The sequence below is a fragment of the Methylobacterium sp. ME121 genome (assembly GCF_000974725.1).
Classification (GTDB): Bacteria; Pseudomonadota; Alphaproteobacteria; order Rhizobiales; family Beijerinckiaceae; genus Methylobacterium; species Methylobacterium radiotolerans.
Genome location: NZ_BBUX01000001.1, coordinates 266,544 through 279,379, shown reverse-complemented (window position 1 = coordinate 279,379; position 12,836 = coordinate 266,544). Strand labels below are relative to the sequence as shown.

Here is a 12,836-nt window from a genome sequence, read left to right as displayed (position 1 = left end):
CAGGCAGGCTGAAGGACGTGGCGAGACTTCTGCTGATCGAGGACGATGCCGAGACGGCACGCGAGGTGCTTGGCGACCTAGGCGGGCGCGGCCACGTCGTCGGCTGGGCTTCGACCGGACCGGAGGGCGCGGCCTACGCGCGCGACGAGGCCTGGAACGCGATCATCCTCGACCGCATGCTGCCGGGGCTCGACGGGCTCAGCGTGCTGCAGGACCTGAGGCGCGCAGGGAACCGGACGCCGGCCCTGGTCCTCAGCACGCTCGGCGACGTCGACGAGCGCATCCGCGGCCTGCGGGCGGGTGGCGACGACTACCTTGCCAAACCCTTCGTTCTCGCGGAGCTCGCGGCGCGCATCGAGGCGCTCCTGCGCCGTCCCGTCGACGTCCGCGAGACGATCCTGCGGGTCGGCAGCCTGGAGATCGACCTGATCGGCGGCACGGGCCGGCGCGGGGCCCGCGACCTCGACCTTCTGCCGCGCGAGCTCAAGCTCCTCGCATACCTGATGCGCCGTCCGGGTCAGGTCGTGACCCGGACGCTGTTGTTCGAGGAGGTCTGGAACTACCGGTTCACGCCGAAGTCGAACCTCATCGACGTCCATGTCGGGCGCCTGCGCCGCAAGCTGGAGGCGGTCGGCGAGCCGCCCCTCATCCACAACGTGCGCGGCATCGGCTTCACGCTCGCGCCCGATGACTGACCTGCTGCGCTCCACAACCTTCCGTTGGGCGCTGGGCATCGCGATCTGGTCCGTCCTGCTCGTGTTGGCGACGTTCTCCTTCGTCTACTGGCAGACGGCCGCCTATCTGCGGGAGGAACTGGCCGAGACGCTCCGGCTGGAGGTCCGGGCGGCAGCGGCGGATCCGGCCGCGACCGCGATGCGCGCGGAGACCTGGATTGCCATGGACCTGCACGCCACGCATTTCGGCGGCCTTTTCGGACCCGACGGCAAACGTCGCTCCGGCAATCTCGACGCCGTACCGGATGGCTTGGCGCGCGACGGAGACGCCCACCGCGTCAGCGCCGACCTCGACATCGCGGGCCGCGCGCTGCGCGACGAGATCTGGGCGGCCGCGCTCTCGCTTCCTGACGGAAGGACGGTGGTCATCGCACACGACACCGACGAGATCGACCGGGTGCAGGCCACCACCCTACGCGCGCTCGGCCTCGGCCTGATGCCGACGCTCGCGCTCTCGGGGCTCGGGGGATTGCTGCTCGCGGGCCGGGCGCGACGGCGCCTGGCGGCGACGGAGGCCGCGGTGGCCCAGGTGATGCGTGGGGATCTGCGTAAGCGTCTGCCGGTCGGCGGCGGCAACGACGAGTTCGACCGGCTGGCGGGCAACGTCAACCGGATGCTCGACGAGATCGAGCGCCTGCTGGGTGAGGTCAGCAGCGTCGGCGACGCGGTCGCGCACGACCTGCGGACGCCGCTGACCCGGCTGCGGGCGCGGCTGGAGCGAACCCGTGAACAGGCCAGCAGCGTCGCGGAGTTCCGCGAGGCGGTGGACCAGGGGCTTGCCTGGATCGACCAGACGCTCGCGATGGTGACGGCCGTACTGCGCATCGGCGAGATCGAGCACGGTCGGCGCTACGCGGGCTTCGCGCCGGTCGACCTCGCCGCGGTCGTCCGCGAGACGGCGGAGTTCTTCGCGCCGGTCGCCGAGGACAAGGCCGTTTCCCTCGATGTCGCCGTGGAAGCGGGAATCCCGCCAGTCGACGGTGACCGCGACCTTCTCTTCGAGGCCGTGTCGAACCTTGTCGACAACGCCGTGAAGTTCGCACCGCCCGGCGGCCGCGTTAGGATCGGCTTGGCGCGAGAGGTGAAGGGCGTCGTCATCCTCGTCGAGGACACCGGACCCGGCATCTCCCCGGCCGAGCGCGACCACGTGTTCCAGCGTTTCTATCGGGCGGAACGCGCTCGCCAGACGCCGGGCAACGGACTCGGGCTCGGCCTCGTCGCCGCGATCGCAAAGCTGCACGGGTTCACGGTGGAAGTGCGGGATTCGCCCGATGGCGGCGCCCGCTTCGCGGTCCTATGTCCTCTGGGAGAGGCGAGGGGACAGGAAGGGCCGCGCGATGCGGGGGCGGTCGGCAAAACCGCTGTTCGGGTCATCGGCGAACACGCGAGGTAACCCTGTCTCCGCGAGGGACAGAACCTGCACCTGCGACGGCGTCCTGTCGCATGGCGATGCCAGCGGCTCCGAGCGCGGCCAGGATCGCGACGGCGAGACGGAAATTCCTGGATCGCGGCAGGAGGGGTACCTGGCCATGCGGCGCGGCATCGTGGGTCTGAACGGCACCCGTAGGGCGCTGCCGTCGAGCGGGTTCTGGCCCTAACCGCATTCCCGTTCGACCTCGGATCGGCGCGGCGTTCGCTGCCGGACCGCGGTGCGGACGGAGCGTTGGCCCGCCGGCGCGAGGATCTCGACCGCCTCCGCGCGGAAGCCGCGCCACCTGGGCTCGCGCTCGGCTACGACGTCTGGATCGCCTCGAACGACGGCGACCGCTCCGATGCGTCGGGCAAGCTGTCGCACGGCTGCCTGCCGGATCGCCTGCGGTCGCCAAAGGCTCGACCGAGACGGTGCGGCTGACCGCCGTGATCCGCCTCGACAAGGCGAGCCGCGACGTGGCGGCGGCCGTCGACGTCGAGCATGCGACCGGCATCTACTCCGGCATCGTGCGCATGCTCGACCTTGCGCTCGGCGTCGAGGAGGCCGTCGCCCGCAACTCCTCACTGGTCGCCCCCGACGACCGAGAGGACGATGTCCGTGCGCGGTCCGCGCGGCCCGCGTTCTCCCGGGCCGCCGAGCTGGCTTTCCCTATCGCTTCTACGGGGCGAGCTACGGTGCCGCCGTGACACCAGCACCCGCTTGGGCAGTGGCCTGAAGGGCGTGCTCGCCCTCGCCAAGTCGATAACGCCGCGACGGGGAAGGCCGTAGGAACGCTTTTCGGACCGGGCACGTCCCCGTTGCGCGGTCGATGGCCCATGGGGCGCGAGGCGAATGACCGGGGCGGCGACGAAGCGGCTCTCGCGACCGTCGGTGTGTTCCTGCCGATGCGGTCGCGCTTCGGCACGTATCGGAGGCAGGAAGCGTCCCAGGCTCCTCGTCGGGCCTGACGCCCCCGCGGGGAGCTGCCGGTCGATCAGGAGCCGCGATAGCGGGAAGCGTCCGCCGCGGCAGGGCCGGCCCGAATCCGGTCCCAAGGGATCCAAACCCATCCTCCGCCGGGGCCGTCAGCCAGCCGACGACGTCGAACTCCGCCGACGTCGCCCGGGCCCTGGGCGCCGGCGGCGCGTATGCCAAGCACAGGAACGTCGCTGTCGGGTACCCGCGGGACCACGAGCATGGGTCTGGGGTCCTACGCCGTCGTTTCGCGGCTACGGTCCACGCCGCGAGGGACACTCATGCGAAATCCGATGCCGTGGTCGCGCGACGGGCTGCCGGTGATCCGGACGTCGACCCCCGGTCCGGCCCAGGTCTCCGCGAAGGCATCCATCGCCTTGGCGTCCATGGACACGAAGGCCCGGGGCCCTCGGCATTCCTGGAATGGATGTCCGACGCCGTGAACGAACACGTTCCGGTCGTCCCGGTCGATGCTCATCTTCACGTCGCCGCATGTCGTCAGGAGGAAATGGCTGAGCGGCTCGACCAGGGCCATGTAGTCGGCCTTCTGGGTTCGCAGCCAGTCCGGATAATCCACCACCACCTTCGAATTCGTCAGCGCATAGGCCGAGTTGACGACCTCCCTGATAAGCGTAAGGCCGCTCTTGCGTGCAGCCTCATACGGGCGCGGCGAATGTGCCTGGACATCCAGCAGGTTGCTCAATGCCTCCTTGATGGCCACGATCTGCAGGTAAGGTATCTCCTCGCCCTGCCGTGCGGCGGAGATCGTCTTGGGGAAACGCTCATGGACGAGGCTGGCCATGCTTCCGAGACGTCCGACCGCACGTTCCCGAACCATCTCGACCGAGAGGTGCTGGCGGTGAAGGCGTCGCTCCGCCGCCGCCGCGTTCGCCTGTGCCTTGGCGAGAGCCTCCCTCAAGCCGGCGACCTTCGCCTCGGCGGCCGACGCCCGCATCTCCGCCTCGGCCAAGGCGAGGCGAAGGTCGCTGACGTCGACCCAGACGGACGTCATCCCGCCCTCGGCCTCCCCGGCCTCGATCCGGCGGGCCCAGCGGTTCTCCGCCGTTCCGACATCCTCGACGCCCGTCCCGGCCGAGACGGCGGCGAGCGCCACCTCGGCCGAAGTGCCGACCACCCGCTCGAACTCGCGATTTGCCGACAGGACCGTGCCATCGCCCGTGGAGACGCAGATGCCGATCCCGCGCGCCTGCCAGACGGTCTCGGGTCGCACCGGGGCAGCCTCGGTCCCCGGCCGCGCAACGGCGGCCCTGCCCGACGCCGTGAGGGCCAGCTCGGCTTCGCGCCCCGACCTATCGCGCCGGACCAGTCCGTGCCCCTCCAGCATCGTGAGCATGCGCGAGAGGTTGGACTGGCCGAGGCCCGTCGCTTCGAGGACGGCCGCGCGGCTCATCCGGCCCGCGCTCCCGGCCAGCAGCCGGAGAACGTCCAGGACGTGCCGCTTACCCAGGACCTCGCCGACCGGCTGGGCCTCGAAGAAGCGGGCGTTGCGCTCGACGATGTCGGCGAGCGCCGCGACCTGGTGCGCGGTGGCCTCCGCCCCGCCTTGGCGCATCAGGACGCTCGCCCGACCACAGGTGTCGAGCCACTGCGCCGTCTCGGGACCGGCCACCCGGTTCGCGACGAGACGCCAGACAACCTCCTGGAGGGCCAGATAGACGCCCCTGGCGAACTTCGGCGCGTCCTCGGACAACAGGTCCCTCAGCAGGGTGAAGGCATCGACCGGGCCGACCTCGCCGAGGGCGATCTCGTCGAGGCGACGCTGTCTCGGGTCACCGCGCATGGCCATCTCCGGAGCGACGTTTCACAAAGGTTCACATTGGAGTGTGGAGGCCGCAAGTCAACGCGGCGTTTACGGCAGGACCGCATAAACGGTGAAAGATTGTGAAACGAGTAGGTCGGCCTCGCGGAGGTCGCCCACCCGCTCCGGCGCGGCGAGGACGTAGCCGACGCCGCCGTCCTCCCGCTCCGGGTAGACCTGCTGGACGACGAAGCTTCGCGTGTCGAAGCTGACCTGAAGCTGGTGCGCGGCGCCGAGGTGATCCCTCATGGTCCGCCAGTCGCCGCAGGACGGGATGATCATCCAATCGACGTCGAGTTCGGTCAGGACGGGTGTCACCCTCTGGCAGAAGTCGAGGCAGACGCCGAAGCCGAACAGGCCGCGCCGCGTCACGAGCACTTCCAGCGCCTCCCCCAGTTCGATCTGTTCGAAGCGGCCATCCTTGTCCCTGTACGGGAAGAGCTTGCGGAAGCGCAGGAGTTCCCGGCCGGCGCCGTCGTAGACCACGGCCTCGTTCCAGGCGCTCTCGCCGTCGCGCACGTGCCATGAGCCGGCGACGACGAGGTCGGGACCGAGCCGGGTCTCGCCAACGCCGTTCCATTCCGCGCGCGCGAGCGTCCCGGGCACGAGTTCGCGCAGGTCCGGCATCAGCGTCAGCTCCGGGAACACGTGCGCGAAGCAGGAACGGCGCGCGGCCTCGGCGACGTCGGACCTGACGGCCTCCGGCGTCGGCCCGACCGCCGCCCGCGCCAGGAAGTATCGCTCGTCGTCCTCGTCCTCGGGCAGCACATCGAAGCCGGGGAACAGCGACGCCCCGAAGGTCAGGGCCGAGCCGTCGAGGCCGGTCCGCGGGTGGACGGTGAAGCGGACCGGGAGGCCTCGGATCACCGCCGGAACGATGCGGGACAGCAGCAGGGCGCGACGCGTGTACGGCCGCGGCAGGGCTCCCGGCAGGTAGGGGGAGCGCCAGGCGCTGCGCGGCAACGGAACGAGAAAGAAGCCCTGCCCATCGACCGCGTGGTACCAATCGTCGTTCGGGTCCCGGACGGGCCGGCCGGTGTCCATGTCGGCGATCTTGCGCTCGGCGGCCCGCAGCCAGCCCCCCAACTTCGTCAGGCGGACCGCGTCGCTGTCCCTTCCCGGCAGGTTCAACGCCTCGGGCGCGAGACCCGCGAGGGCGTAGGCCGCGTCACCGGCAGCCACGAGATCGGCTTCCGGGAGCGTCCCGTAGGTGCCCTGCGCCGTCACCGGCGCGAGCGGCAGCAGGGTCCAGACGCGCACGAGGGCGAGCCGCCAGGTCTCCACGTCGTCAGGGTCAATCGACAAGTTCGCGGTGACGTCGGCGATCTTGGCGAGCCACGCCGACCGGGTCAGGCTCTGCATGAGGGACCTTGCTGCCGGGGCACCAGCACGGACAGCCGTGCGCGAGGGGACGGCTGGGAGACACGCACCGGGCGGAAAATCGACGTCCGGGGGCCAGGACATCGGGGCGCACGTCATCGACGTGACCGCTTCCGCCGTCAAGGCGCCTCGCGACCGGCTGTCCGGGCCGCCGGCGGCCCGGCGGTCGGTCGGGGCCGACCTGCGGTCCGCATCGGACCGCCTCTGGAGCAAGGAATGAAGCGAATCGTTCCGGGTCGCCGTAAGGCGCCGCGATGGCGGCCGCCTTGTTGCCGGTGCGCCACACCGGATCGGGAAGCGCGTCGCCGGAGGGGCGCCGAGCTTGATCCTCCCACGTGGGAAGGCCGCAACTTCGCGAGATCTTGGCCTCTAGCCCGGCTCTCCGCCGCGGCCCAGGAAGAATCGCATGGTGGCACCGCTCCTGTGGGACGGTCCGGCGCAGACGCGCCGCCGGTTCATCTCCGGCCTCGGCGCCTGTGCCGCCGCGGGTCTCGCGGCGCGCAGCCGCTCCGCGTTCGCCCTGGCGAGCCCCGGCGAGGCCACCGTGCCTCGCGCCGCGAGCTACGACCTCACACTGGCCCGCGGCACGGTCAACAAGACCGGCGCCCCGACCTGGGCGAATACCATCAACGGCGGCGTGCCGGGACCGGTGCTGCGCTGGCGCGAGGGTGACGTCGTCACCATCAACGTCCGCAACGAATTGCCCGAGATGACGGGCATGCACTGGCACGGCATCATCCTGCCCAACGACATGGACGGCGTGCCCGGCCTGGAGTTTCCGGGCATCCAGCCGGGCGAGTCCTTCACCTACCGCTTCCCGGTGCTGCAGAGCGGCACCTACTGGTACCACAGCCACATGGGCTACCAGGAGCAGAAGGGCGTCTACGGCGCGCTGATCATCGAGCCGCGCGGCCGCGACCTGGTCCAGGCGGACCGCGACTACGTCGTGCTCCTCAGCGATTGGACCGACGAGGACCCCGAGCGCATCCAGAACAAGCTGAAGTACCAGGCCGACTACTACAATTTCGGCAAGCGCACTGTCAGGACGTTCTTTGCCGACGCCGAGCGCAGCGGGCTCGCCGACACGATCAAGGAGCGCTGGCACGAGTCCGAGTCGCGCATGGACCCGTCCGGCCTGGAGGCACCGTCCGGCGAGACCTACACCTACCTGATGAACGGGCAGCCGCCCGGGGCGAACTGGACGGCCCTGTTCCGGCCCGGCGAGCGGGTCCGGCTGCGCATCATCAACGCCTCGGCGGCGACCTACTACGACGTGCGCATCCCCGGCCTGACGATGAGCGTGGTCAACGTCCACGGCAACGACGTCGTCCCGGTGCCGGTCGACCAGTTCCGCATCGGCGTGGCCGAGACCTACGACGTGATCGTGCGCCCGCGCGAGGCGCGGGCCTACACCATCTTCGCGCAGGACCTCGGCCGCTCCGGATACGCCCGCGGAACGCTCGCGCCCCGGCCGGGGATGGAGGCGGAGATCCCGCCCTTCGACCCGCGGCCGCTGCGGACCATGACCGACATGGGCATGCAGGGCATGATGGGCCGCGACCAGATCGGCGCGTCCCATCCCGACGGCTCGCGCATCGGGGGCATCCTCGGCGAGCATGCCCGCGAGATCGTGCCGGACGAGCGTCGCCTCGCGGGCCACCAGCCCATGGCGAAGCCGCCGCCCGGCGTCGAGCTCGACGAGACCGGCGTCGAGGTCCAGATGAAGCCGAAGATGCTGAGCGACCGCACCCGCATCCCCGGTGACGGCCTGAACCAGCTGAAGCGCCGCGTGCTCACCTACTCGGACCTGCGCTCGATCAACCCCGGCGTCGACGACCGCCAGCCGACCCGCGAGATCGTGCTCAGGCTCAGCGGCAACATGCAGCGCATGATCTGGGGTTTCGACGGCAAGAAGTTCACCGAGGTCGGACCGATCGACGTGACCGTAGGGGAACGATTCCGGCTCGTGATGATCAACGAGACGATGATGAGCCACCCGATCCACCTGCATGGCATGTGGATGGAGCTGGAGAACGGGCACGGGCGGCACCGGCCCTACCTGCACACGGTCAGCGTCGCTCCGGCGGAGAAGCTGTCGATGCTGGTCACCCCCGTGGCGACCGGGCAGTGGCCGCTGCACTGCCACATCCTGTATCATTTCGAGGCCGGCATGTTCCGTACCCTGCGCGTGCTGCCGAGGGGGGCGTGATGCGCGCGCCCGCCACTCTCGCGCTCGTCGTCCCGCTCATCGTCCTCGCGCCCTCCGGCGTCCTGGCGCAGAGCGTGACCGGGCTGCTCAACGGCGGCACGCGCCTCGGGCCGGATACGCTGCAGGGCGCCGCGCCCTACGGCAACCCGATCCTCGACGACCGGGTGTACGCCCATGCCTTCCTCAACCAGTTCGAGGGTCGCTTCGGGGACGGGAGCTACTTCCGTTACGACGGACAGGCATGGATCGGGGACGACTACAACAAGCTGTGGCTGAAATCGGAGGGTCGCTACAACGCCGGCAATCGTGGACGTTTCTCGGACGGCGACCATGAGGCCCTCTACACCCGGCCGATCTCGACCTATTTCGACATGCAGGTCGGCGTGCGCTCGGACATCGACAGCCTGCGCAACCGCACCTGGGCGGCCTTCGGCGTCCAGGGGCTGGCCATCGGGTTCTGGAACCTCGAACTGACCGGCTACGCCAGCGACAACGGCCGCTTCGCGTTCCGGGGAAACGCCTCCTATGACCTCTACCTGACGCAGCGCCTGATCCTGCAGCCGCAGATCGAGATGAACGCCTACTCGAAGGCCGACCGCGGCCGGGAGCTCGGTTCGGGGGTATCGGACATCGATACGGGCCTGCGCCTGCGCTACGAGTTCACCCGCGAGATCGCACCCTACGTCGGCCTTTCCTACCAGCAGTTCCTGGGCGGCACGGCGAATTACCGGCGCCGGTCCGGCGAGGGCACCGGCGACTTGCGGGCGCTGGCCGGCCTGCGACTCTGGTACTGAGAGGGACCCGGGCCGGCCGATCCCCTATCCATTGCCACGCGGAGGTAGAGGGCCCGCCTCCTGACATGTCCGTGGCGGTGCCTTCCTTCGCCGAACCGTGGAGATCGGCCGTGCCTTACACCTCTCGACCACGCCTCGCCGCGCTCGCGCTCCTGGCCGGCCTCGGATCCGCTCAAGCGCAGGCCGTCACGGAGCCGGGTATGAAGGGCTACGGGATCAGGGCGGTGGACGGGAGGACGCTCACCGAGATGTTGGGCCGCTGCGCCGCCGCCGACCGCGGCGAGGCCGTCCTTGCGCCGGGCGAGACCCCGGCCTTGCTGGCCGCGCGATGCGGTCAGCTCCGGCGTTCCCTCCGAACCCAACCGGGCAACACGGCGCAACGGCGCTGACCCGCGTCCCGCGGACGTCGATCATGCGCGCGGGGTGAGCGCACCCGTGCCCCGGATCGTCTCCGACCCGTAACGCGCCCGTCATTCGGTCGGACCGGCCTCGATCCGCGCGGGCCGGGCTGAGGTGGGTCCTCCGCCCGCCCGGGCGGGCTCGCGGGCGAGGGCGTCGAGCAGCGGGCATTCCGGACGGTCATCGCCGGGGCATATCCCGGCGAGCCCCCGCAACGAGGCCGCGGCGTCCGCCAGCGCGGCGGCGCGTCTTTCCAGGTCGGTCGCGCGCCGAAGGGCCAGGTCCTTCACCCCGGCGCTGGCACGCGCCTCATCGCGCCACAGGCGCAGAAGGGTGGCGGTGTCGGCGACCGAGAAGCCGAGGAGGCGGGCGCGGTGCACGAACCGCAGCGTCCGCACCTCGTCCTCGGCGTAGACGCGATGGCCCGAGACCGACCGGGTCGGCGATGGGATCAGACCGGTGCGCTCGTAGTAGCGGATCATCTTGGGCGAGATCCCGCAGGCGCGTGCCGCCTCCCCGATCCTCATCGCCCCACCTCCCGTCGCACCGGGTCCCAACGGCGCTCGCGGCCGAGCTTGAACGCCGCGACCGATCCGACCTCGCGACCGTCCCGCGTCGGCGGATGCCGGGGAATTCCGCGGTACGGTCGCATCGTGGGCGGTCGAATGGGGCCGGGCGGGCGCAGGCCCCGCAGGGTCGTCGCGGCTGGAAGCACCGAAGGCGGCACCTCGTCTCCCGCGAGCGGCTTCGCGACCCAAGACGGCCGCAGCCGAGCCTCGTCCGGCGCGGGCCCCCGGGCGGCGGAAGAGGAGCGTCCGCGTTCGGGGAAACGCATGGCGTGAGCGCGCATCGGCTAGGCCGCCTCCCGTGCCGACGCCGGCCTCGCGATACCTGGCTGAACGGCGGCCGGAATGTCGACGGCCCGCGTGACCTCGGCGAAGCGCGCGGTCGCGTCCGACCAATCCTGGGCGAAATCGAACAGCTCCCTGAGGGCCGGCGCGATTTCCTTGTAGGCCGCGAGCGCCGCCACCAGGGCGCCGAGGGTGAGGCGGCCTTGCACGACGAGATAGCCGCCGATCAGGAAGAAGAAGAACGGCGTGAGGTTGGACGTGTAGTTGTACAGGCTCTTGATGCCGCCCTTCATGTCGTTGATGGCGACGCGGAGCCGCTCAAGCTCCTCGACGTGCGCCATGTGGCGCCGCAACGACGAGGCGGGTGGATCGCGCTCCGCCGCGGAAGGGGCGAGGCCCGAGCGCCCGGCGACCTCGGGCGTGGTGACGAGGGCGCCCAGCATCCGCGTGGCGAGGACGCGCTGCCGGACCTTCGCGTTCAGGCGCCTTTGGAGGCGCGGCAGGACCGTGAGCTGAACCGGCAGCATGATCAGCGCGGCGAAGGCAAGGGCGACGTCCTGGAGCAGGAGGAAGGCGACGCTCGTGACCAGCACGCCCCCCTGCACGATGGGGACCGCGACGAGGCTGCCGCCGAAGTAGCCGATGGGCTCGACCTCCTGGACCGCCACGGCGGAGAGCGTCGTGCGGCGTTCGACCGAGCGCTCCGTCCGCACGCGCCGCAGGACGGCCAGGCGCAGGCGTCGCACGACGCGCTCGTTGACGCGTCCGCGGACCCGGTTCGCCGCGTACTTCAGGAGGCCGTTCACGGTGAGGACGGTGAGGTAGCCGGCGCACAGGGCGAACAGGAGTTCCGTGCGGCCGAGGGGGAGTCCCAGGAACGTCATGCCGGGATGCCCGTCGCCCCGCGCGTCGTCGAGCGTGTGGTTGACGATGTGCTTGGGTATCTCAAGGGTCAGCCAGGCGGCCGGCAGCGTGGCGAGAGACAGGAAGACCAGGCGGACCTGGATGCCCGCCGTGGCACCCAGGACGTATGCCTCCAGGCGCCGTCCCGGCCGGAGCGCGAAGCCGCGATGCCGACGGCCACGGGACGGGGCGTCCCGCATGGCATCGGTGGCTCCCGCCGCGGCGACAGCATCCGCCGTCCGCCGACGGCGGCGCAGCGCGGCGCGGCCGACGAGCCACGCGGTCCACACGGGCGCCACGACGAAGACGAGGACGGCATCGGCGACGATCCACCAGTGGCCGTGTGGGTAGTCGAGGCCCGTGAGCCTGTGGGCGAGGGCGTGGATGGCTTCGATTGCCGTCACGGGGCGGATCGGTCCGAATTTCCGGGAGGGGAGGGCGCGCTTCGCGGCCCGGCGTTCTTGATGGGCTCAGCGGCATCCGGCGGCCCCGCCCCTCGTGCGTCCACCTCCGAGGGGATGCCGTCCCCCGGGTGAGCGCCGTAGCCCTCGTCCCCCGGCGTTGCGCGCGCGCCGCGACCCACGGCCCCCGCCCTCGGTTCGAATCGGACAGTTCGGAACGTCCCGAAGGCGAACTGGCGTCTCGTGCGGATCGAACAGGGTCTGAAGCCCGCCCGTTCGACCGCCTTGAGGGAGGCGGCGTTGTCGGCGTCGACGAAGGCCACCAAGCGTCCCTTGCCCAGTGACCGGGCGCGTTCGGCGATCAGGTGCACGGCGGCGGCCATGACGCCCAGGCCGCGGAAGCCCTTCGGCGTGAAGGCATTCTCCAGCATGGCCTCATCGGCCGCCAGAACCGGCAGGGCGCCGGACCGCCGGACCGCGTCGCCGTAACCCGGGTCGGTGAGCCATTGGACGTGGCACGGGCGGCCCGACCCGACGTCGTCGAGCACGTAGCAGCGGCTCGGCAGGACGCCGTGCGCGGCGGCACGCAATCGCCACTCGACGTCATCGCGTTCGCGCTTCGCCGCCTCGTCGCCGCCGGAGGGGAAGAGGGCCGCGAGGTCGTCCGGCCGGAAGTCGCGCAATCGCACCGGGATTTTGGCGACAGGCGGTTCGATGGCGACCGACAGGTCCCGCCAAAAACCTATCGAGACCCGCCTGGAGTAGGGGCCCAGGGCGACGCGCCGGGCCACCCTGGCGCGCAGCATCGCCAATCCATCGCCGAGCGAGCCGTCGCCGCGCGCGTGCGGGTAGGGCTTGAACGTCATGCCGAGCCTCCCTCGTTTCGCGGGCGGCGCGCCGGGGTGGCCATGCGTCGACGCGCACGGATGACCGGTGCGCTCCGGAGCACCCAGGGGAGCG

The 12,836-nt window shown here is 70.9% G+C and carries 10 protein-coding genes; 5 read left to right on the top strand and 5 right to left on the bottom strand.

Annotation, left to right across the window (positions count from 1 at the left end; translation table 11 throughout):
- Window positions 1–17: 17 nt before the first annotated feature.
- From ME121_RS01280 to ME121_RS01265, 3 genes are all read left to right on the top strand, one after another.
- Window positions 18–695 carry a response regulator transcription factor gene (locus ME121_RS01280; protein WP_059408127.1) on the top strand — a complete coding sequence of 226 codons (678 nt, stop codon included), beginning with the start codon at window positions 18–20 and terminating at the stop codon, window positions 693–695.
- Complete coding sequence (locus tag ME121_RS01275) at window positions 688–2,127, top strand: HAMP domain-containing sensor histidine kinase (RefSeq protein ID WP_059408125.1); 1,440 nt, start codon at window positions 688–690, stop codon at window positions 2,125–2,127. Before ME121_RS01280 ends, ME121_RS01275 begins: the two co-directional genes overlap by 8 nt.
- Window positions 2,128–2,576: 449 nt before the next feature.
- Entirely contained in the window at window positions 2,577–2,852 is a 276-nt protein-coding gene (locus tag ME121_RS01265; RefSeq protein ID WP_059408121.1) for a type II restriction enzyme NmeDI-related protein, read from the top strand.
- 503 nt (window positions 2,853–3,355) lie between these two features.
- Here ME121_RS01265 and ME121_RS01260 read toward each other — a convergent pair.
- Entirely contained in the window at window positions 3,356–4,831 is a 1,476-nt protein-coding gene (locus ME121_RS01260; RefSeq protein WP_491892816.1) for a helix-turn-helix transcriptional regulator, read from the bottom strand.
- 159 nt (window positions 4,832–4,990) lie between these two features.
- Window positions 4,991–6,301: a carbon-nitrogen hydrolase family protein gene (locus ME121_RS01255; protein ID WP_059408117.1), complete on the bottom strand. Its 1,311-nt coding sequence runs from the start codon at window positions 6,299–6,301 to the stop codon at window positions 4,991–4,993.
- 424 nt (window positions 6,302–6,725) lie between these two features.
- Here ME121_RS01255 and ME121_RS01250 point away from each other — a divergent pair, with 424 nt between their 5' ends.
- Both ME121_RS01250 and ME121_RS01245 read left to right on the top strand, forming a co-directional pair.
- Window positions 6,726–8,528, top strand: a complete 1,803-nt coding sequence (locus tag ME121_RS01250; protein ID WP_059408115.1) for a copper resistance system multicopper oxidase — start codon at window positions 6,726–6,728, stop codon at window positions 8,526–8,528.
- Window positions 8,528–9,322 carry a copper resistance protein B gene (locus ME121_RS01245; protein ID WP_059408113.1) on the top strand — a complete coding sequence of 265 codons (795 nt, stop codon included), beginning with the start codon at window positions 8,528–8,530 and terminating at the stop codon, window positions 9,320–9,322. Before ME121_RS01250 ends, ME121_RS01245 begins: the two co-directional genes overlap by 1 nt.
- Before the next feature lie 470 nt (window positions 9,323–9,792).
- Here ME121_RS01245 and ME121_RS01235 read toward each other — a convergent pair whose 3' ends face one another.
- The 3 genes from ME121_RS01235 to ME121_RS01225 form a co-directional block, all read right to left on the bottom strand.
- A complete protein-coding gene (locus ME121_RS01235; RefSeq protein WP_059408110.1) occupies window positions 9,793–10,248 on the bottom strand; it encodes a MerR family DNA-binding transcriptional regulator in 456 nt (151 codons plus the stop codon).
- A 326-nt stretch (window positions 10,249–10,574) separates the two neighbouring features.
- Window positions 10,575–11,879, bottom strand: a complete 1,305-nt coding sequence (locus tag ME121_RS01230) for an ABC transporter ATP-binding protein (protein ID WP_059408106.1) — start codon at window positions 11,877–11,879, stop codon at window positions 10,575–10,577.
- A complete protein-coding gene (locus tag ME121_RS01225; RefSeq protein ID WP_245337754.1) occupies window positions 11,876–12,742 on the bottom strand; it encodes a GNAT family N-acetyltransferase in 867 nt (288 codons plus the stop codon). Before ME121_RS01225 ends, ME121_RS01230 begins: the two co-directional genes overlap by 4 nt.
- Window positions 12,743–12,836 lie beyond the last annotated feature (94 nt).